This is a genomic window from Pseudoxanthomonas sp. USHLN014, from assembly GCF_037153335.1.
GTDB lineage: Bacteria > Pseudomonadota > Gammaproteobacteria > Xanthomonadales > Xanthomonadaceae > Pseudoxanthomonas_A > Pseudoxanthomonas_A winnipegensis.
In genome coordinates this window covers 57,260-75,175 of record NZ_JBBCKO010000013.1, presented here as the reverse complement: position 1 = coordinate 75,175, position 17,916 = coordinate 57,260, and the positions used below count along the sequence as shown (strand labels likewise).

The 17,916-nt window shown below is 69.2% G+C and carries 16 protein-coding genes; 10 read left to right on the top strand and 6 right to left on the bottom strand.

The window, feature by feature from the left end; all coding sequences use genetic code 11:
* Nucleotides 1–151: 151 nt before the first annotated feature.
* On the bottom strand, nucleotides 152–1,444 hold the full coding sequence (hemL, locus tag WFQ05_RS18760; RefSeq protein WP_337054902.1) for a glutamate-1-semialdehyde 2,1-aminomutase: 1,293 nt from the start codon (nucleotides 1,442–1,444) through the stop codon (nucleotides 152–154).
* Between the two features lie 312 nt (nucleotides 1,445–1,756).
* Between hemL and WFQ05_RS18755 the strand changes: the two genes are divergently transcribed.
* A complete protein-coding gene (locus tag WFQ05_RS18755) occupies nucleotides 1,757–4,960 on the top strand; it encodes a TonB-dependent receptor (RefSeq protein ID WP_337054901.1) in 3,204 nt (1,067 codons plus the stop codon).
* Between the two features lie 117 nt (nucleotides 4,961–5,077).
* Entirely contained in the window at nucleotides 5,078–6,343 is a 1,266-nt protein-coding gene (locus tag WFQ05_RS18750) for a dipeptidase (protein WP_337054900.1), read from the top strand.
* A gap of 27 nt (nucleotides 6,344–6,370) precedes the next feature.
* Here WFQ05_RS18750 and thiE read toward each other — a convergent pair whose 3' ends face one another.
* Nucleotides 6,371–6,994 carry a thiamine phosphate synthase gene (thiE, locus tag WFQ05_RS18745; protein WP_337054899.1) on the bottom strand — a complete coding sequence of 208 codons (624 nt, stop codon included), beginning with the start codon at nucleotides 6,992–6,994 and terminating at the stop codon, nucleotides 6,371–6,373.
* Between the two features lie 64 nt (nucleotides 6,995–7,058).
* Here thiE and WFQ05_RS18740 point away from each other — a divergent pair, with 64 nt between their 5' ends.
* The 5 genes from WFQ05_RS18740 to hemC all read left to right on the top strand — a co-directional run bounded on the left by WFQ05_RS18740 (nucleotide 7,059) and on the right by hemC (nucleotide 10,824).
* Nucleotides 7,059–7,250 (top strand): rubredoxin, encoded by a 192-nt coding sequence (locus WFQ05_RS18740; protein WP_130515663.1) that lies wholly within the window; start codon nucleotides 7,059–7,061, stop codon nucleotides 7,248–7,250.
* A gap of 42 nt (nucleotides 7,251–7,292) precedes the next feature.
* Nucleotides 7,293–7,961, top strand: coding sequence for an alpha/beta hydrolase (locus tag WFQ05_RS18735; protein WP_130523259.1), 669 nt, complete (start codon nucleotides 7,293–7,295; stop codon nucleotides 7,959–7,961).
* A gap of 3 nt (nucleotides 7,962–7,964) precedes the next feature.
* Nucleotides 7,965–9,017, top strand: coding sequence for a histidine kinase (locus WFQ05_RS18730; RefSeq protein ID WP_337054898.1), 1,053 nt, complete (start codon nucleotides 7,965–7,967; stop codon nucleotides 9,015–9,017).
* Between the two features lie 7 nt (nucleotides 9,018–9,024).
* The gene (locus WFQ05_RS18725; RefSeq protein WP_205953480.1) at nucleotides 9,025–9,765 is read left to right on the top strand and encodes a LytTR family DNA-binding domain-containing protein; all 741 of its coding nucleotides are present in this window, start codon (nucleotides 9,025–9,027) and stop codon (nucleotides 9,763–9,765) included.
* A gap of 138 nt (nucleotides 9,766–9,903) precedes the next feature.
* Nucleotides 9,904–10,824, top strand: a complete 921-nt coding sequence (gene hemC, locus WFQ05_RS18720) for a hydroxymethylbilane synthase (protein WP_337054897.1) — start codon at nucleotides 9,904–9,906, stop codon at nucleotides 10,822–10,824.
* Nucleotides 10,825–11,189: 365 nt separating this feature from the next.
* On the opposite strand, the gene WFQ05_RS18715 is transcribed toward hemC, so the two are convergent.
* Together WFQ05_RS18715 and WFQ05_RS18710 are read right to left on the bottom strand one after the other, a co-directional pair.
* Entirely contained in the window at nucleotides 11,190–11,942 is a 753-nt protein-coding gene (locus WFQ05_RS18715) for a DUF481 domain-containing protein (protein WP_130515669.1), read from the bottom strand.
* A 162-nt stretch (nucleotides 11,943–12,104) separates the two neighbouring features.
* Entirely contained in the window at nucleotides 12,105–12,719 is a 615-nt protein-coding gene (locus tag WFQ05_RS18710; protein WP_337054896.1) for a hypothetical protein, read from the bottom strand.
* A 121-nt stretch (nucleotides 12,720–12,840) separates the two neighbouring features.
* Here WFQ05_RS18710 and WFQ05_RS18705 point away from each other — a divergent pair, with 121 nt between their 5' ends.
* A complete protein-coding gene (locus WFQ05_RS18705) occupies nucleotides 12,841–13,824 on the top strand; it encodes a YafY family protein (RefSeq protein ID WP_130523262.1) in 984 nt (327 codons plus the stop codon).
* A gap of 351 nt (nucleotides 13,825–14,175) precedes the next feature.
* Nucleotides 14,176–15,135 carry a Nudix family hydrolase gene (locus tag WFQ05_RS18700; protein WP_337054895.1) on the top strand — a complete coding sequence of 320 codons (960 nt, stop codon included), beginning with the start codon at nucleotides 14,176–14,178 and terminating at the stop codon, nucleotides 15,133–15,135.
* A gap of 15 nt (nucleotides 15,136–15,150) precedes the next feature.
* Here the strand turns inward: WFQ05_RS18700 and coaE are convergent, their stop codons facing one another.
* Nucleotides 15,151–15,762 carry a dephospho-CoA kinase gene (gene coaE / locus WFQ05_RS18695; protein ID WP_337054894.1) on the bottom strand — a complete coding sequence of 204 codons (612 nt, stop codon included), beginning with the start codon at nucleotides 15,760–15,762 and terminating at the stop codon, nucleotides 15,151–15,153.
* Between the two features lie 195 nt (nucleotides 15,763–15,957).
* On the bottom strand, nucleotides 15,958–16,461 hold the full coding sequence (locus tag WFQ05_RS18690) for an isoprenylcysteine carboxylmethyltransferase family protein (RefSeq protein ID WP_235872770.1): 504 nt from the start codon (nucleotides 16,459–16,461) through the stop codon (nucleotides 15,958–15,960).
* Nucleotides 16,462–16,560: 99 nt separating this feature from the next.
* Between WFQ05_RS18690 and WFQ05_RS18685 the strand changes: the two genes are divergently transcribed.
* Entirely contained in the window at nucleotides 16,561–17,580 is a 1,020-nt protein-coding gene (locus WFQ05_RS18685; RefSeq protein WP_337054893.1) for a 3',5'-cyclic-nucleotide phosphodiesterase, read from the top strand.
* Nucleotides 17,581–17,916: the final 336 nt, after the last annotated feature.

Here is a 17,916-nt window from a genome sequence, read left to right as displayed (position 1 = left end):
CGTCCAAGGCCATCCCGCGTGGTGTGGCAGCCCGGCGGTTCAGACCCGGCTGCGCGTGGGCCCCCGCCCATGCCCATCCACTGGACATCCTGTTCCAGACATTAAAGTTTCGTGAGGCGCTTGCCAAGCGCCGGGCGTCGGCTGCGCCAGTTCAGTGTGCGGAGATCGCCCTGAAGGCGCCGCGCGCCGCCTCCAGCGTGGCCTGGATGACCGCATCGTCATGTGCGCTGGAGACGAAGCCGGCCTCGTAGGCCGAGGGCGCCAGGAACACCCCGCGCTCGAGCATCGCCTGGAAGAAGCGGTTGAACGCGCCGATGTCGCAGGCCGTGGCCTGGGCATAGGTGTCCACCTGGGCATCGGTGAAGAACAGGCCGAACATCGCCCCGACCTGGTTGGTGGTCACGGCCACGCCGGCCTCGTGCGCGGCCGCACGCAGGCCTTCGCACAGGCGCGCGGTGGTGGCGGTCAGCCGCTCGTGGAAGCCGGGCGCCTGGATCAGCTCCAGCATCGCCAGGCCGGCGGCCATGGCCACCGGATTACCGGAGAGCGTGCCGGCCTGGTAGATCGGCCCGGCCGGCGCGATCTGCTGCATCAGGTCGGCGCGGCCGCCGTAGGCGCCCACCGGCATGCCGCCGCCGATGATCTTGCCGAAGGTGGTCAGGTCCGGAGTGATGCCGTACAGCGCCTGCGCGCCGCCCAGGGCGACGCGGAAGCCGGTCATCACCTCGTCGAAGATCAGCAGCGCGCCGTGGCGGGTGCACAGCGCGCGCAGGTGCTGCAGATAGCCCGGGCGCGGCGGGATGCAGTTGGCGTTGCCCACCACCGGCTCGATGATCACCGCGGCGATCTCCTCCCCGCAGGCATCGAACAGCGCGCTGGCCTCGTCGAAGTCGTTGTAGCTCAGCGTGCTGGTGAGCTCGCTCAGCGCGGCCGGCACGCCCGGCGAGGTCGGTACGCCCAGGGTCAGCATGCCGCTGCCGGCCTTGACCAGGAACGAGTCGCCGTGGCCGTGGTAGTTGCCCTCGAACTTGACGATGCGGCTGCGCCCGGTGGCGCCGCGCGCCAGGCGGATCGCCGATAGGGTGGCCTCGGTCCCGGAATTGACCATGCGCACCATCTCGCAGGCCGGCACCAGGCGGGTGATCGTCTCGGCCATGGTCACCTCGGCCGGGCAGGGCGCGCCGAAGGACAGGCCGTCGGCGATCGCCCGGGCCACCGCCTCGCGCACGTGCGGATGGTTGTGGCCGACGATCATCGGACCCCACGAGCCGACGTAATCGATGTAGCGGTTGCCGTCGACGTCGTACAGATACGCGCCGTCGGCGCGCTGGACGAAGAACGGCTCGCCGCCGACCGACTTGAACGCACGCACCGGCGAGTTCACGCCCCCGGGGATCAGCTGCCGGGCGCGGGCGAAGAGGGCGTGGGAGCGGTCGTGGTTCATCGAGGCAAGTCCTGGCGGGGCGGGGGTCGTTTCATCGGAAAGTGACGAAACGCAGCGCCCTATTGTCGTGGCAGCGCCCTGCCGGGGCCAACCCGACCCGAACTACCCGGCCGGGTGGGCCCTACCCGCCGCTGATGGGGCGCCAGGTCGTGTCGGCGCATAGCATCGGCCGACACACAGTGGCCGGCATAAGGTCATGGCGAAGCATCATTCGCCATCTGCGGCATGCAGCTCCCACTGTGTAAGACGCAGCGCCACATGGGGGTGGCGCTGTGTATCGACCACAGTTCCACTCGGGGAAAACACCAACATATGAAGCGCATCCTCCGCCGCAGCGCCCTGGCGCTCGCATTGACGCTGGCTGCAGGCAGCACCTATGCCCAGTCCACCACCGGCCGCATCTTCGGTACCGTCCAGGGCGCAGAGACCGGCGACACGGTCCTGGTCCAGAGCGGCAGCGGCTTCTCGCGCGAAGTGCCGGTCGAAGGCGGCCGCTACGCGCTGGGCAGCCTGCCGCTGGGCAGCTACACCGTCACCCTCAAGCACGCCGGCCAGACGGTCGACACGCGCGAGAACGTCAGCATCCTGGTCGGCGCGGGCACCGAGGTCGGCCTGTCGGCCGGTGGCGGCGGCTCGGCCACCACGCTGGGCGCGGTCAAGGTCTCGGCGATGAGTATGTCGCCGATCGACGTGTCCAGCGTCGACACGCGCACGGTGGTCACCTCAGAGCAGCTGCAGCAGTTGCCGCTGGGTCGCAGTGCCGAGGCCATTGCCCTCCTGGCGCCTGGCGTCGTCGTAAACAGCGGCAGTTTCCGCAACGGTCCGCTGGGCGGGTCGCTTGCCAGCTTTGGCGGCTCTGCGGCCTCGGAGAACGCGTACTACCTCAACGGATTCAACACCACTTCGACCGCCAACAACCTAGGCGGCCTGACGCTGCCCTACGGCGCCATCGATCAGCAGGAAATCTTCACCGGCGGATACGGCGCCCAGTACGGTCGTTCCAACGGTGGCGTGATCAACCAGGTCGGCAAGCGCGGCACCAACGAGTGGAAGTTCGGCGCCGCTGCGGTGTTCGAGCCCGAGGCATTCAAGGCCGATCAGAAGGACCTCTACTGGCGCCCGGATAGTCTTACAACTGTGTTCCCAGCAGGTAAAACTCCCCCCAGCGCATACAGGTATGCGAAGAGTGCAAACGGGCTCTACCAGCCGTTGAGTGAGACTACCGCTACTTCGGAAACATATAGTGCCTACGTTGGCGGCCCGATTATTCAGGACAGGCTGTTCTTCTTTGTGGCCGGTGAGCGAGTCAATTCGCATGGCACTCGCATCGCAAGCAACCGTGACGCCGACAATGGCAATGTTGGTGGTTTGACAGATTACGAGTACCAGCAGAACCGCTGGTACGGCAAGCTGGACTGGCGTATTACCGATAACCACCTGCTGGAGCTCACTGGCGCTAGCGACAAATACAAAACCAACGGCGACATCTACAGCTATAACTACCTCACCCGTAGCAAGGGCGCGTTTTATAACCCCGAGAACACCAACGAGGCCGGACCAAGGCTCTACTTAGCCAAGTACACCGGCTATTTCGGCGATAACGTGACTGTCAGTGCGTTGTATGGCCAGATGAATACGCCTGATGAGATCATCTACAACACCTACAATCCGGCTAATGGTCCGGTCATCAACGGCGCGACGCTGCAGAACCCGGCTTACACCGCAGGAAATCCGAACGGAATTAAGGGCCTGCAAAAGACCACCTCTCTCACCGCATCGGACCGCGAGTACGAAAAACGCAATCTGCGCCTGAGCGTGGAGTGGCGCATTTCGGATCATGCGATCACCGCTGGCATCGACAATCAGAAGTTGATGGCCACTAATATCGGCACCTACGCCTCTGGTCCTGGGTATGCTTGGAGCTATGGTAGTACCGATGATCCCTATGGAACCAAGCCTGGTGCGAACGGCCTGATCAGCCAATCGGCCAATGAGGCCGGTGGCAAGGGCGCGCCCAGCCCGGGACTGGTCGATCCGGTCTATGGTGCCTCCGGCTACTACGTCACTAAGGACACGACCTTTGGTCTGAATTCCTACGACGCCGATCAGAAGGCGTACTACCTGGAAGACAAGTGGCAGGTCACCGACAACTTCCTGCTGAGCCTGGGCCTGCGCAAGGACGAGTTCACCAACTACGTGCCGATCAGCCATGTGCCTTACATTAGCGTCGATGCCTGGTCGCCTCGTGTGGGTTTCAGCTGGGACGTGCACGGCGACTCCAGCCTGAAGGTGTACGGCAACGTCGGTCGCTATTATCTGGGCCTGCCGCTGTCGGCCGTGGGTCTGTTCACCGCCAACGTGTCCAAGAGCGAATACTTCACCTACCGCGGCATCAATGCTGACGGCACGCCGATCATCTCTAAGTCGCTGGGTCCGGCGGTGTCGGCCAACTCGCGCTTCGGCCGCGCCTCGGATCCGAGCGCCGCGGTGGTCAAGGATATTAAGGGCGAGAACCAAGACGAGGTGATTTTGGGCTTCACCCAGGAGTTGAGCATCGGCTGGATCTACGGCGTGCGCGCCACTTACCGTCGCCTCAACGATGCCATCGACGACCAGAACTTCGACACCGACAACCGCGGCCTTGTGCAGTCCGCCGCCGCGCAGGGCGTCGCGGTCGACTGGACCCGCACCGCCGGTGCCGAGCTGATCAACCCGGGCAAGACCAATGTCTGGAACGTCTACGACACCAGCGGCAACCTGCGCCAGGTGACGGTGACGCGTGAAGCGGCCGGCTTCCCCGAGCTCAAGCGCGACTATGGTGCGCTGGAGTTCAACCTGGAGCGTCCGTTCGACGGCAAGTGGTACACCAAGTTCAACTACGTGTGGTCGCATAGCTACGGCACCACCGAAGGTCAGCTGCGCTCGGATCTGTTCCGTTCCGGTGGCGCGCTCGGCGGCTACCAGGGTCAGGCCTCGGTGTCCACGACGCAGACCTGGGATCACGCGGCACTCATGGAGCACGTCAATGGCGATCAGTCCAACGATCACCGCCACCAGATCAAGCTGTACGGCTACTACCAGCTGACCGAGGAGTGGGGCGTCTCGGGCAACCTGAGCATGATCTCTGGTTCTCCCAAGGCCTGCCTAGGCAACTACTACGGCACTGCCTATACCGGTACCGATCCGGCCGGCTATGGCGGCAGCTCGGTGACGGGCGGTCCTTACCACTACTGCTACAACCCGGCCACCGGAAAGGGCGAGCCTTCGCCCCCCGGTTCGCACGGGACAGTGCCGTGGACCAACCAGTTGGACTTGGGGCTGACCTGGAAGCCGGTGTTCGCCGACGGCAAGCTGGCAGTCAACTTCAATGTGTTCAACGTGCTCAACGCACAGAAGCCGACTACGGTCTATCCGTTCTCGCAGCTGCCCGATGGTTCGGTCAACCCGCTGTACGGCCAGAACGTGGTCTACCAGACCCCGCGCTACGCACGTCTGACCGCCAGCTACGATTGGTAAGCCGCTGTCGCGTCCGCCCCGACCCTCGGGGCGGACGCCTGGGGACATCGAGTGGATCACGGCGCCGCGGCACGTCCGCGGCGTCGTCTTGTTCGAAAGCACAATGAGGAGTGGGTCATGGGTGTCATGAAGAAGAAGTTGCTGGTCGCCGCGCTGCTGGCGTGCACGGGCCTGTCCGGCCAGGTGCTGGCGAAGGATGTGGTGGTGTCGGACAAGGCGCGCGCGCTGCAGGCCAGCGCGATCAATCTGGATACGCATCTGGATACGCCGGCGCTGTTCGGCCAGCCGGGCTGGAAGATCACCGACCGGCATTCCTTCCAGGGCGACGGCAGCCAGATCGACTATCCGCGCATGGTCGAAGGCGGGCTGGACGGCGGCTTCTGGGTGGTCTACACCGGCCAGGGTCCGCTGGATGAGATGAGCAAGCGCAAGGCGCGCGATTTCGGCCTCAAGCGGCTGGGCGAGATCCGCGAGATGGTCGCGGCCAACCCCGACAAGTTCGCGCTGGCCACCGTGGCCGGCGACGCGGCGCGGATCAAGGCCGAGGGCAAGAAGTCGGTCTACATCAGCATGGAGAACGCCTATCCGCTCTCGCACGATCCCACGCTGCTGAGCTACTACTACAAGGCCGGCCTGCGCATGCTCTCGCTGGTGCACGGCAGCCACAACGACTTCGCCGACTCGGCCGGCACCGCGCCCGGCGCGGTGACCGCGCGCGAGGGCCTGACCGACAAGGGCCGGCAGATGATCGTCGAGGCCAACAAGCTCGGCATCATCCTGGACCACTCGCACGCCTCGCCGGAGGTGTTCGACCAGATGATCGCCCTGTCCAAGGCGCCGATCATCCTGTCCCACAGCGGCGCGTGGGACGTCTACCCGCATCCGCGCAACCTGGACGACAAGCGCCTGAAGGTGCTGGCCGCGCATGGCGGCGTGATCCAGGTGAATTCGCTGGGCGGCTACCTCATCGACACCGGCGCCACGCCGGAGTACCGCGCCGAGCTCGGCAAGATCTACCAGTCCTTCGGCGGTCGGCGCGGGCTCGATGCCGACGCGCGCAAGCAGGCGATGGCGCAGATCGCCGCGCTGGACGCCAAGTACAACATCAAGAAGGCCAACTTCGACGATTACATGCGCCACCTGCTGCATATCATCGAGGTGGCCGGCTGGCAGCATGTCGGCCTGGGCGCGGACTGGGACGGCGGCGGTGGCGTGGCCGGCTACGAGGACATCACCGCCCTGCCCAAGGTGGTGCAGGCGCTGCTGGACGCCGGCTACAAGGACGACCAGGTCCGCGCCATCCTCGGCGGCAACACCGTGCGCCTGATCGAGACGGTGCAGTCGCTGGCCGACCCGGCCGCGGTCAAGGCCGCGCTCGATTAAACGAGCGGGCCGCGGCGGCCACGTCAGCTAGTCGAACAAGGCCCGCAGCGCGCGGGCCGTGGCCACCGGATCGGGCGCGTCGAACACACCGCCGATCGCCGCCACCAGGTCGGCGCCGGCGGCGATGATCGGCCCGGCGTTGGCAGGCGTCAGCCCGCCGATCGCCACGCGCGGCACGCCCAGGCCGGCGGTGGCGTCGAACACCGCGGTGGTCGCCCGGTGCGGGCCGGGCTTGCTGCGGCTGGCGAAGAAGGCGCCGAAGCTGACGTAGCTGGCGCCTTCCTCCACGGCCTCGTAGGCCAGCGCCGGCTGGTCGTAGCACGAGGCGCCGAGCAGCGCATCGGGGCCCAGGGCGGCGCGCAGTTCGGCCAGCGGCGTGGTGGCGTCCTCGCGGTGCAGGCCGGCCGCGCCGAGTTCCACCGCCAGCGCGGCATCGTCGTTGATGATCAGCGGCACGCCTGCGGCCCGGCACAGCGTCAGCAGGGCGGCGGCCTGGCGCGCGCGCTGGGCATCGCCCACCGACTTGTTGCGGTACTGCAGCCAGGTGACCGCGCCGCTGTCCAGCAGCGGTCGCACGCGCGCCAGCAGCTGCGCGTCATCGTCGAGGTCGGGCGTGAGCAGGTACAGGCCACTGGGCAGGGAAGCAGGCATGGCGACTCCGGTGTGCAGGGGGGCTGTGTGACAATGGGGCACCCCTAGGACCTGCGATTATCCGATGCCCGAGCCTGATGCCACCACCTACCGCAACTGGATGTGCGTGGTCTGTGGATTCATCTACCGCGAAGCCGACGGCCTGCCCGAGGAAGGCATCGCGCCGGGCACGCGCTGGGAGGACGTGCCGGACACCTGGACCTGCCCCGACTGCGGGGTGACCAAGGACGACTTTGAAATGGTCGAGCTGGACTGAGCCTCCGGCGCCCGCGTCGTCGCCCCTGACACGAGAATCCCCATGACCGAACTCCTCGACGCCGTCGAACTGCAGACCGGCCCCCAGCCGAGCTGGAGCGTGCTGTGGCTGCATGGCCTGGGCGCCGATGGCAATGATTTCGCGCCGATCGTGCCCGAGCTGGTGCGTCCGGGCTGGCCGGCGCTGCGCTTCGTGTTCCCGCATGCGCCGGTGCGGCCGGTCACGATCAACAACGGCCTGCGCATGCGCGCCTGGTACGACATCGCCGGCATGGATTTCGCCACGCGGGCCGACGCCGCCGGCGTGGAACAGTCCATCGGCCAGGTCGAGGCGCTGCTGGCGCGTGAGGGTGAACGTGGCATCGCGCCGTCCAACGTGCTGCTGGCCGGGTTCTCGCAGGGCGGGGCGATCACCCTGGCCGCCGGCGTGCGCCGCCGCGTGCCGCTGGCGGGTTTGATCGCGCTGTCCACCTATCTGCCCGGCGCGGACCAGTTGGCCGACTTCGCCAGCGAGGCCGCCAAGGCCCAGCCGATCTTCATGGGCCATGGCACCTCCGACCCGGTGGTACTGCCGGCCTTCGGCCAGCGCAGCGCGCAGGCGCTCAAAGCCGCCGGCTTCCAGGTGGACTGGCACGACTATCCGATGGCGCATTCGGTCAGTGCCGAGGAAGTGCGCGACCTCGGCGACTGGATGTCGCGGCGCTTCGCCTGACGCATGACCACCACGCCCGCCGCGCAGGGGTGGTTGCCCGAACTGTGCACGCTGCCGCGGCTGACGATCATCCTGGGCCTGGCCGAGCTGGTGGTCGTGGTGCTGGCGCTGGCGCCGGATCGCACGGGCAAGTGGAGCGTGGAGCACTTCGCCTCGATCAGCGCCTTCGCGCTGTGGCAGGCGATCGCGGCGACCGCCCTGCTGTGCCTGCTGCGTCCGCAGCTGAGCCGCCTGCCGCCGCGCCTGGGCGCCGTGGCGGCGCTGGCGCTGGCCGGCGCGGTGGGACTGCTGTCGGCCAGCGCGTTGTTCGTGCTGTATTCCACCATCGGCCTGCCCGAGGGCGCGCCGGCGGTGGGCTTCTGGCGCTTCAGCCTGAGCAGCGCGGCGATGGTGATGCTGATCGGCGCGCTGGCGCTGCGCTACTTCTATGTCAGCGATCGCTGGGCGGCGCAGGTGCAGGCCAGCGCGCGTGCCGAGGCCGATGCGCTGCAGGCGCGGATCCGCCCGCATTTCCTCTTCAACAGCATGAATCTCATCGCCGGCCTGCTGCACAGCAAGCCGCAGGTGGCCGAGCGCGCGGTGCTGGATCTGTCCGACCTATTCCGCGCGGCCTTGGGCGCGGGCGAGGACAACTCCACCCTGGCCCAGGAAGTGGAGCTGGCCGAGCAGTATCTGTCGATCGAATCGCTGCGCCTCGGCGAGCGCCTGACGGTGCGCTGGGAGCGTACCGAGCCGCTGCCCTGGGACCTGGTGCTGCCGCGCCTGGTGCTGCAGCCTATGGTGGAGAACGCGGTGCTGCACGGCATCTCGCGCCTGCCGCAGGGCGGCACCATCGACATCGCCCTGACGGTGGAGCACAAGACGCTGCGCATCGTCGTGCGCAACCCGGCGCCCGAGCCGGGCAGCGTGCCGGTGCCGGCGGTGGGGCGCGGCGCCGGCCACGCCCAGCGCAATATCGCCCACCGGCTGGCGTATCGCTTCGGCGCCGGGGCGCGGGTGACGGGCTTCTGGGCGCAAGGCTACTATGCCTGTGAACTCGCCCTTCCCCTGGCCTGAGGTGCGCATGCCCCTGACGGTGGTGATCGCAGACGACGAACCGCTGGCCCGCGAGCGCCTGCGCACGCTGTTGGCCGAGCAGCCCGGCACCGAAGTGGTGGCCGAGGTCGGCGATGGGCTGGCCGCGCTGCAGGCGGTGGCCGAACTGCGCCCCGATCTGGTGCTGCTGGACATCTCCATGCCCGGGGTCGATGGACTGGAAGCGGCGCGCCACCTGGCCGCCTTCGATCCGCGGCCGGCCGTGGTGTTCTGCACCGCCTACGACGCGCATGCGCTGTCGGCGTTCGAGGCCGCGGCGATCGACTACCTGATGAAACCGGTGCGCGCCGAGCGCCTGGCCTCGGCGCTGGAACGCGCGCGCACCTTCGCCGCCGGCCGCAGCACCGCGCCGGCGCCCAGCGCGGCCCAGCGCCAGGCGCGCACGCACCTGTGCGCGCGCCTGCGCGGCAGCCTGCGGCTGATCCCGCTGGACGACATCCACTACCTGCAGGCCGAGGAGAAGTACGTGGTGGTGCACCACGCGCGCGGCGAGGACCTGATCGAGGAATCGCTCAAGTCGCTGGAGGAGGAGTTCGCCAGCCGCTTCGTGCGCATCCACCGCAACTGCCTGGTCGCCCGCCACGAGCTGATGGAACTGCGCCGGGTCGACGACGGCAAGGTGCAGGCCGTGCTGCGCCATGCGCCTGCGCCGCTGGAAGTCAGCCGCCGCTGCGTGCCCGCCCTGCGCGAGACGGTCAAGACACTCTAGAGGCTGGGATCGGCGGGGCAGGGAAAAGTACTCCGCTTGTGCTCGTCATTCCTGGGGTCGCGGAAATGACGGTACGAAAGTCACCCTAAGCTCCCCAATCCCCAATCCCCAATCCCCACTTGCGGCGATAATGCCCGCATGAGATCGCTGCGCATCGCCACCCGCAAGAGCGCGCTCGCCCTATGGCAGAGCGAGTATGTCGCCCACCAGCTGCGCCTGGCCCATCCGGGCCTGGAGGTCGAACTGGTGCCGATGAGCACGCGCGGCGACGAGGTGCTGGACCGCTCGCTGGCGGCGATCGGCGGCAAGGGCCTGTTCCTCAAGGAACTGGAGCTGGCCATGCTCGACGGCCGCGCCGACTGCGCGGTGCATTCGCTCAAGGACGTGCCGATGGAGCTGGAGGGGCCGTTCGTGCTGCCGGCCATCCTGGAGCGCGCCGATCCGGCCGATGCCTTCGTCTCCAATGCCTATCGGCGGCTGGATGCGCTGCCGCATGGCGCGCGCGTGGGCACCTCCTCGCTGCGGCGCCAGGCGCAGCTGCGCGCGCTGCGGCCGGATCTGGAGCTGGTCGACCTGCGCGGCAACGTCAACACCCGTCTGGCCCGGCTCGACGCGGGCAGCTACGACGCCATCATCCTGGCCTGCGCCGGCCTGCAGCGGCTGGGCTTCGACGCGCGCATCGCCACGCGCCTTGCCGCACCGCAGTGGCTGCCGGCACCGGCGCAGGGCGCCATCGCGGTGGAATGCCGCAGCGATGCGCCGCAGGTGCTGGCGCTGTTCGCCGCCCTGGACCACCTGCCCACGCGCCGCTGCGTGGAAGCCGAGCGCGCCATGAACCGCGCCCTGCACGGCAGCTGCCACGTGCCGGTCGGCGCGTTCGCCGAGGAAACCGCCGGCGGCATGCGCCTGCGCGGCCTGGTGGGCTCGGCGCAGGCCGGCACGCTGGTGCACGCGGAGGCCTCCTCGCCCGATCTGACGCCGGAGAACCTGGGCCATCAGGTCGCCCAGGCGCTGCTGGCCAATGGCGCCGATGCGCTGCTGGCCGAGCTGGAAGTCTGAGGCACCAGATCGCTTGCCGGTGGCAGGTCGAACCCTGCGCGGCGTCGACGCCCGGCAGCATCATTGTTCGAGAACGACGGGCTGCGTCGTCCCTTCAGCATGCCCAACACGCATCGTCGTTCCCGCGAAGGCGTGAACCCAAGGACGTTGCGGGACCTGCATGGGAGTCCATGGATCCCCGCGTTCGCGGGGATGGCGAGCTTTGAGGTGGCAGCGCTAGGCCGCGAGCAAACCTCTAAGCGTCGTTCCCGCGTTCGCGGGAATGACGGGAGGGGAGTCCCGCGTCTTCGATGCACTCGGGCTTCAACATAAAAAGCCCCCGCCGTGTCGCCACGGCGAGGGCTTTGATCGCGCGGGCGCGCGGCTTACTTGAAGTTGTAGACGATGTTGACCGTGGTCAGGTTGTCGGTCTTCTTGGTGTCCGGATCGACCTCGGTGTTGTGGCGCGTCTCCAGCCCGGCCTTGAGCGCCAGGCGTTCGGACATGGCCACCTGCAGGCCGAACAGGTTCTTGATGAAGGTGTTGTCGCTGCCCGACTCGACCAGCAGCGTGTCCACCAGCGAGGTGGTCGAGGTCAGCTTGTAGCCGTAGTCGATCATGCCGCGGCCGATGGTCTCGTTGTGGTGCACCTGCACGCCCTGGTCCTTGGACCAGCGGTAACCCGGACCGATCTCGAAGGTCAGGTGCTGGGTGTCGTTCTTGATCGCCTCGTAGCCGTAACCGACGGCGGTGGTCCACTGGTACTCGTAGCTGGTGTAGTGGTCGCGCTCGTTGCGCACCGAGCCCCAGATGTAGCTGCGCTCGCTCAGGCGGCGGCCGCTGGTGCCGAACAGTTCATAGCGGCGCGCGGTCTCCTCGCCGTCGTCCTTGGCGTACTGGCCGGCCACGCCGAAGGCGTGCTTCCAGGTGTCGTCGCTGTAGGCGAGGTTGGCCTTGCCGACGAAGGTCTCGTTGTCGGTATTGCCCTTCGAGATGGCCAGGCCCAGTTCGCCGTTGCCGGTCCAGCCGGTGTTGTTGTCGATCTTGGCCAGGCTGGGCGTGTCGACCAGGTTGCCGGCCAGGGCGGGCAGCGGCGCTGCCACGGCGAGCAACAGGGCGCAGGGAAGGCGTCGGAACATGAGGAATCTCCGTGTGGGGTGGGGACGCGGGGATAGCAAAAAGGCCGGTGATCCCCGGCCTTCGGCGCGAAAGTGTCTTTTCGCAACGTTGAATGTCAACGTAATGCGCCCGCTTGCCGTCCTCGTCTCCAGACGCTAGGCGAGTCCGAGACGGCGACGCCCTCAGGGCGTGGAGACGGGCGTGTCGATGATGATGGACGGGTCGTTGAAGCGGCTGTAGCGCACGGTCATGGTGTAGGGCTGCTGCTGGGACAGGCCGCTGTGGCGCAGCTGCAGCGGCAGGCCGTCCGGCCCGATCCAGTAGGTGAACTGCACCGGCGCCTGCGCCGGGCCGTTGGTCACCTCGTACTGCCGCGCCTGCACGCCGTCGATCTGGCTGATGCCGGCCTCGCGCACGCGCAGCTGGCCGCGGCTCTCGTGCACGCGCATCGGATCGCGCCATTGCGCCACCATGCCTTCGGGCAGCTGCAGCTTCTCGGTACGGCCCTGCGACTGCAGGTAGAGCACGTTGCCGACGATCACCTGGGTGCCGATGGGCATCTGCAGGCGGTAGCGGTCGGGGGCGACGAAATCCAGCGTGTCGCGGGTCTCGCGCGCGCCCTGCAGGTGCATCTCGGCATGGAAGCTGCGCGCGTCCTGGAAGGCCTGCATCGACGCGGTGACCCGTTCGAGCGGCGTGCCGGCTGCCGTGGCGGGCAGGGAGCTGGCCGGTGGCGAGGAGGGGCTGCAGGCGGCCAGCAGCAGGCAGGCCAGGGCGGGGACGGCGGGGCGGTGCATGGGGCGAACGGACTCCGGCGGCGGGCAGGGCGGGAACCCGTCCCGCGGGCGCAAGACTGCGCGCGGGCGGCTGAAGCGCACCTGCGTCTTCTTGATGCCATGCTCGGCCATAATCGGGCGCATGGACAAGATCGAACGCATCACCGCGCTGCATCGCATCCTCAAGGGCGCGCGTTACCCGGTCACCGTCAAGCGCCTGCAGGACGAGCTGGGGTGCTCGCGCGCCACCGTCTACCGCGACCTGGCCTACCTGCGCGATGCGCTGATGGCGCCGGTGGAGGGCGACGGCGAGGCCGGCTTCCGCTATGCGGCCGGGCAGAGCGACCGTTTCGAGCTGCCGGGCCTGTGGCTCAGCTCGGACGAGCTCTACGCGCTGGTCGCCTCGCAGCAGCTGCTGCTGCGCACCGGCGGCGGGGTGCTGGCCGGCGCGCTGGCGCCGCTGCAGAAGCGCCTGGAGGGCCTGCTGGCCGACCACGCCGGCGCCCAGCGCTGGCCGGTCGAACGCGTGCGGGTGATCCCGCACCGCGGCCGGCGCCTGGACGAGGCCGCGTTCCGCTGCGTGGCCAGCACCGTGCTGGAGCGGCGCCAGCTGAGCTTCGAATACCGCGCCCGTTCCACCGACGAGCGCACCCGCCGCGTCGTCTCGCCCCAGCGCATCACCCACTACCGCGACAACTGGTACCTGGACGCCTGGGACCACGGCCGCGAGGCGCTGCGCAGCTTCGCGGTGGACCGCATCAGCAACGCCCGCGCGCTGGACGAGGCGGCGGTGGAGATGGGCAAGGACGAGCTGAGCCAGCACCTGGCCTCCAGCTACGGGATTTTCTCCGGCGAGCCCAAGGGCTGGGCGACGATCGTGTTCAGCCCCAAGGCGGCGCGCTGGGTCGCCGACGAGCAGTGGCATGCGCGCCAGGAGGGCCGCTTCCTGCCCGATGGCCGCTACGAGTTGAAGGTGCCCTACAGCGCCTCGCGCGAGCTGCTGATGGACGTGCTGCACTACGGCTCGGACGCCGAGATCGTCGCCCCGCCGGTGCTGCGCGAGCAGGCCAAGGCCCTGCTCGAACTGGCCCTGTCCAACTACGAGCGCGTGCCGGACAAGCACTGAGCGGTTGTGGGAACAGCTGTACCCTCCAATCCAATCGCGGACTCCCTGTAGAGCGGAGCTCGCTCCGCTGGGGCTCTCCGCCGATCCGGCCGAAACGCGGCGGACCAAGCTCAGCTGCTCTTCGTTCGGTTGGTGGGGAAGGCCCCAGCTACAGGTGGGGGCCGCCCTTGTGGCCGTCGGGCAACGGCGGCGAGGGCTTTACCAGGAAAGCCCCATCGCCGCCATGGCGGCTCCCACGGGCGCTCGTCCGGTACCATGGTGGCGTTCCCGCATGATCGGTGCGGTGGCCGCGCGGTTGGCGGCTGCCGGGTCCGAGTGCGCACCTTCCCCTCTGACGATCCCGCACCGCCCGTGTCCACCACCGAGCCCGCACCGCTGCGCTTCATCCATGTCGTGGCCGCCGCCATCACCGATGCGCGCGGCCGCCTGTTGCTGGCCCGGCGCGGCGACGGCCGCGATCTGGCCGGGCTGTGGGAGTTCCCCGGCGGCAAGCGCGAGCCGGGCGAATCCACCGAGGAGACGCTGGTGCGCGAGCTGCAGGAGGAGCTGGGCATCACCGTGCAGGTCGGCGCGCCGATCATGCGCGTGCCGCACCTGTATCCGGACAAGCGCCTGCTGCTGGACGTGCGCCGGGTGACCACCTGGAAGGGCGTGCCGCGCGGCATGGAGGGCCAGGCGCTGGCCTGGGTGGCGCAGGACAAGCTGCAGCGCTATCCGATGCCGGCGGCCGACAAGCCCGTGGTGGCGGTGCTGCAGCAGCCCGACCGGTACCTGATCACGCCCGAACCCGGTGCGGAGCCCGCGGCCTGGCTGGCCGGCCTGGAGGCCGCGCTGGCCGGCGGCGTGCGCCGCGTGCGGCTGCGCGCGCGCAGCCTGGAGGGCGACGCGGGCTGGCCGCCGCTGGCCGCCGCCGCGGTGGCGCTGTGCCGCGATGCCGGCGCCGAGGTGCTGCTGGAGGGCGCGGCCAAGCTGGCACGCGATCTGGGCGTGGGCCTGCACCTGCGCACCGAGCAGCTGATGCGCATCGAGGCGCGCCCGGTCGCGGCCGGCGTGGGCCTGGCCGCCTCGTGCCGATCGGCCGAGCACCTGCGCCGCGCCGAGGCGCTGGGCTGCGACTTCGTCACCCTGGGCCCGGTGCGCGGCACCGACACCCAGCCCGCGCTGGGCTGGGACGCCTTCGCCGCCCTGCGCGAGATCGTGTCGCTGCCGATCTACGCCACCGGTGGGCTGGGGGTGGACGACATGGCCCAGGCGCACCAGCACGGCGCGCAGGGCATCGCCGCGCTCCGCGGGCTGTGGCCTTCGGGCTGAGGTCTTGTGCGGCGCTCAGGCGCCGGCGAGCAGGCGGTAACGCGCGTCCAGCTCGGCCACGGCCTGGTCGATCTCATCCAGGCTGCCATCGTTGCGCACGATGTCGTCGGCGATGGCCAGGCGCTGGGCGTCGCTGGCCTGGGCCTGGATCATGCGCTGGGCCAGCGCCTGGTCGATGCCATCGCGCGCCAGCAGCCGCGCCATGCGCACTTCCAGCGGCGCGGTGACCACGCAGATGCGCTGCAGCCACGGGTAGCGCTCGCGCCCGCCGCCTTCGGCCAGCAGCGGGATCATCGCCACCGCATACGGGCTGGCGGCGGCGCGGCACTGCGCCTCCAGCGCCGCGCGCACGGCCGGATGGACGATGGCCTCCAGCGCCTGGCGCGCGTTTTCGTCCTCGAACACGCGCCGGCGCATCGCCGCGCGGTCCAGCCCGGCCTGCGCATCGAGCACGTCCGCGCCGAAGTGCGCCACGATGGCGGCCAGCGCCGGTGTGCCGGGCTCGACCACCGCGCGCGCGATGCGGTCGGCGTCGGCCACGACGATGCCGCGCGCCAGGAAGGCGCGCTCCAGCGCACTCTTGCCCGAGGCAATGCCGCCGGTGAGTCCGATGCAGGTCTGGCTCATGACCGCATTATCCACGCGTCCCTGCCACGGTAGAGCGGAGCTTGCTCCGCTGCTCTTCGTTCGGTTCGTGGGAAAGGCCCCAGCCGAGCTTGCTCCGCTGCGCTTCGTTCGGTCCGTGAGCAAGGCCCCAGCGGAGCAAGCTCCGCTGCGCTTCGTTCGGTCCGTGAGCAAGGCCCCAGCGGAGCAAGCTCCGCTCTACAGCCAGCGGCGCACGCGGGCGCAGTAGCGCGCGTAGGCGGGGCCGAACTCGGCGCGCAGGCGCGCTTCCTCGAACGGGATCACCACCTGCCGCAGCGCCAGCCACGGCAGCGGCAGCAGGACCAGCGCCCAGGGCACGACCAGATAGCCGGCCAGGCCGATATAGCTGGCCAGCAGGCTGACATACATCGGGTTGCGGGTCAGGCGGTACGGGCCGCGCTCCACCAGGGACGAGGGCTGGCTGGAGGGCAGGATGGTGGTGCGGCGCGTGGCGAACAGCGCGAAGCACCACAGCGCCAGGCCCAGCGCGGCCAGGGCCAGCAGCGAGCCGGCCCACTGCATCGCCAGCAGCGCGCCGCCCTGCGGCAGCGGCAGGGCCAGCACGCGCTGGGCCAGCGCGGCGAGGCCGAAGGCGAGCAGAAAATGCACCGGCGCGGTCAGGCGGACCAGCAGCGGGGTGTTCGACAGGCGCGCAGCGCCTTCCAGGGTGTGTTCTTCCAGCACGCCGCGTGATCGTCCTTGGGTCCGGGGCGACATCTTAGCCCGCGGCCTGCGGGAAAGCGCCCGTAGACTGGCCGCCCCACCTGCCAGGGTTCGCCGATGTCCATCGCCCGTCTTCGTACGCTCTTCCGCTTTGGCCTGCTGGCGCTGGTACTGCCGGCCAGCCTCGCGCTGGCCGCGCCGAAGGACGCGGGATTCGAGCTGGTGGCGCTTGGGGTCGAGGGTGGGCTGGATGAGGGCAACCTGTCGTCCTATCTGATCCGCGCCCAGGCCGACACGCGCTATCTGGCGCTGGATGCCGGCACCGTGCTGCCAGGCATCGCGCAGGCGCTGCGGCAGGGCGCGTTCGCCGATCTGCGGCCGGCCGACGGGCTCACCCCGCAGGGACAGGTGCTGCGCAACCTGATCGCCGGCACCTTCATCAGCCATGCGCATCTGGACCATGTCGGCGGGCTGCTGGTCGCGGCCACCGACGATGCCGGCCGCAAGCCGATCTACGGGCTGGCGCCGACGCTGGAGACGCTCAGCGCCGACTACTTCAACTGGCAGGCCTGGCCCAACTTCGCCGACCGCGGGCCGGCACCGGCGCTAGGCCGCTATGTGCTGACCGACGTCGTACCGGGGCAGTGGTTCGACGTGCCCCGGACCTCGCTCTCGGCCTGCGCCTATCCGCTGTGGCACGACCGGCTCACCTCGACGATGCTGCTGGTGCGCAGCGGCGATGCGTACTTCGCCTACTTCGGCGATACCGGGCCCGATGCGCTGTCCGGCGGCCAGCATCGGCTGGCGGACATCTGGCAGGTGCTGGCGCCGCTGGTGCGCCGGCACGCGCTCAAGGGGCTGCTGATCGAGGCCTCGTTCCCGGACGATGTGCCGGATGCGCAGCTGTTCGGCCATCTCACACCGGCCTGGCTGCTGCGCGAGCTGGACGCGCTGGCCGCCGCGACCGGCGGCACCGCGCCGCTGAAGGGGCTGCCAGTGCTGGTGGGGCATATCAAGCCGAGCCTGGTGCAGGGGCGCGATCCGCGCGCGCTGGTGAAGACCGAGCTGGAGGCGGGCAACCGCCAGGGCGTCGCGTTCGTGCTGCCGGTCCAGGGGCAGGTGCTGCGGCTGCCTTGAGGGGGGCAGGGGGAGCGGCCGCCGAGCGATACGGGGCGAGCCCCAAAAGCGACCCCTCCCCAGCCCTCCCCTTCGCTGCGCGAAAGGGAGGGGGCCGATCCTGCGGCGTGGAAGCAGAAGGGGAAGGCGCAAAGAACGCTCTACCGTCATTCCCGCGAACGCGGGAATCCAGGGACTTTCGCTGGAGGGGCGAGAGGTGCCGACTTCCGCCCCTCGCGGCAAGGGCGACCCCGCGCACCGCTCTAAATAAGGCGGAAATGTCGCCTAGCCGTCACACACCGTGACTTTCGACGGCTTGCAAATCCGTAAGTTCCGTGTGAAAAGATCGTGTTGCTC

Excerpts from the sequence above, each read along its gene's own strand:
- WFQ05_RS18740 (WP_130515663.1), top strand. The coding sequence starts at position 7,059 with ATGCCCGAGCCTGATGCCACCACCTACCGCAACTGGATGTGCGTGGTC.
- WFQ05_RS18730 (WP_337054898.1), top strand. The coding sequence starts at position 7,965 with ATGACCACCACGCCCGCCGCGCAGGGGTGGTTGCCCGAACTGTGCACG.
- coaE (WP_337054894.1), bottom strand. The coding sequence starts at position 15,762 with ATGAGCCAGACCTGCATCGGACTCACCGGCGGCATTGCCTCGGGCAAG.
- WFQ05_RS18710 (WP_337054896.1), bottom strand. The coding sequence starts at position 12,719 with ATGCACCGCCCCGCCGTCCCCGCCCTGGCCTGCCTGCTGCTGGCCGCC.
- WFQ05_RS18715 (WP_130515669.1), bottom strand. The coding sequence starts at position 11,942 with ATGTTCCGACGCCTTCCCTGCGCCCTGTTGCTCGCCGTGGCAGCGCCG.
- WFQ05_RS18750 (WP_337054900.1), top strand. The coding sequence starts at position 5,078 with ATGGGTGTCATGAAGAAGAAGTTGCTGGTCGCCGCGCTGCTGGCGTGC.
- hemL (WP_337054902.1), bottom strand. The coding sequence starts at position 1,444 with ATGAACCACGACCGCTCCCACGCCCTCTTCGCCCGCGCCCGGCAGCTG.
- WFQ05_RS18725 (WP_205953480.1), top strand. The coding sequence starts at position 9,025 with ATGCCCCTGACGGTGGTGATCGCAGACGACGAACCGCTGGCCCGCGAG.
- WFQ05_RS18705 (WP_130523262.1), top strand. The coding sequence starts at position 12,841 with ATGGACAAGATCGAACGCATCACCGCGCTGCATCGCATCCTCAAGGGC.
- WFQ05_RS18735 (WP_130523259.1), top strand. The coding sequence starts at position 7,293 with ATGACCGAACTCCTCGACGCCGTCGAACTGCAGACCGGCCCCCAGCCG.
- hemC (WP_337054897.1), top strand. The coding sequence starts at position 9,904 with ATGAGATCGCTGCGCATCGCCACCCGCAAGAGCGCGCTCGCCCTATGG.
- WFQ05_RS18755 (WP_337054901.1), top strand. The coding sequence starts at position 1,757 with ATGAAGCGCATCCTCCGCCGCAGCGCCCTGGCGCTCGCATTGACGCTG.
- thiE (WP_337054899.1), bottom strand. The coding sequence starts at position 6,994 with ATGCCTGCTTCCCTGCCCAGTGGCCTGTACCTGCTCACGCCCGACCTC.
- WFQ05_RS18685 (WP_337054893.1), top strand. The coding sequence starts at position 16,561 with ATGTCCATCGCCCGTCTTCGTACGCTCTTCCGCTTTGGCCTGCTGGCG.